Annotated in this window: 3 protein-coding genes; all 3 read right to left on the reverse strand. The window is 39.5% G+C overall.

The annotated features are described in order from the left end of the window. Positions 1–179 precede the first annotated feature (179 nt). The gene (locus QZ506_RS05635) at positions 180–653 is read right to left on the reverse strand and encodes a 3-hydroxyacyl-ACP dehydratase FabZ family protein (RefSeq protein ID WP_291969665.1); all 474 of its coding nucleotides are present in this window, start codon (positions 651–653) and stop codon (positions 180–182) included. A gap of 11 nt (positions 654–664) precedes the next feature. Further along, positions 665–904: an acyl carrier protein gene (locus tag QZ506_RS05640; protein ID WP_291969667.1), complete on the reverse strand. Its 240-nt coding sequence runs from the start codon at positions 902–904 to the stop codon at positions 665–667. 130 nt (positions 905–1034) lie between these two features. Then, positions 1035–1280 (reverse strand): hypothetical protein, encoded by a 246-nt coding sequence (locus QZ506_RS05645; protein ID WP_291969669.1) that lies wholly within the window; start codon positions 1278–1280, stop codon positions 1035–1037. Positions 1281–1318: the final 38 nt, after the last annotated feature.

Raw genomic sequence — 1318 nt, forward strand, 5'->3', positions numbered from 1 at the left:
GACACACCTGTTTTGGATTAAAATGCTGATCGCTCCGGGATGCATCACCACGCTCTGGATTTAACATACTGATTTTACGTCAAGGGAATCCGCAGCCTTTATGGCTACGCAGCATAATATCTATTTATTCAACAAAGCCGTTCTGATTTATTCAACAAAGCCCTCCTACGAAATAAAATCTACTTTGGAAGATATAGGTTTAGCGTATCAGGCACAGCAACAACCAACTCAACCTGACAAACAACCTCACCATTGATAAACCCAGTAGATTTCCCTTTCGCAATCCCTCTGGAATAAGAATCAAGTTCAGCCACAATATCCAAACGTTTTCCTGGAATAACCTTCTGTTTAAAATTTGCGTTTTTAACAGACAAGAAGCCTGTCTTCTTCCCTTTATTCTCTGGTTTTGTTAAGAAAGTCATCAAAAACACTTGTGTCAGCGTTTCGATAAGAATAAAACCAGGAACAACAGGCTCGTCCTCAAAATGAGCGGGGAAAAACCACTCATTGTAAGTAAAATTTTTAAATCCCCGAGCACTTTTACCAGGAATGGCTTCTTCAATAGCATCAACAAAAAAACAAGGAAAACGATTTTGTTGATATTTCTGGATATCTAAAGGCCCAAGATCGCGCAGAATATTGATGTCACTCATCGCTGTCTCACTCAAATTTCAACATTATACTTCTTAAGTATTTCAATTCCTTTTTGGAAAGAACTCAAATCAACGATGTCATCTGTATCAAGCATAATGCCAAAGTCGTCTTCTAATGCAGCAACCAACCCCATGTGACCGACTGAATCCCACGCTTCGATAGATTGATACTTAAGTTCTTCAATGCCATTTTCATTATCAATATCAAACGTTGTAACAAATGCAGATTTATATTTTTCAAAATTAGACATGGTAACCTCTATATTGGGTCGGCTTTGTTGAATAAATAGATATTATGCTGCGTAGCCATAAAGGCTGCGGATTCCCTTGACGTAAAATCAGTATGTTAAATCCAGAGCGTGGTGATGCATCCCGGAGCGATCAGCATTTTAATGGCTTTGTTGAATAAATAGATTTTATGCTGGCAGTCCAGTGAAACGACGGATCATCGCAACGCAAAATCATGCAGTTAGGCCTCATGAGAAAACTGTACACCTGAGGGGACAAGCATTTTCTACCAAAACTGGGCTTTGTTGAATAATAGGGAATAATGCTGTTATGACACGCCTGTTTTGGATTAAAATGCTGATCGCTCCGGGATGCATCACCACGCTCTGGATTTAACATACTGATTTTACGTCAAGGGAATCCGCAGCCTTTATGGC

It is taken from the genome of Candidatus Symbiopectobacterium sp. (assembly GCF_020054415.1).
Lineage (GTDB): Bacteria > Pseudomonadota > Gammaproteobacteria > Enterobacterales > Enterobacteriaceae > Symbiopectobacterium.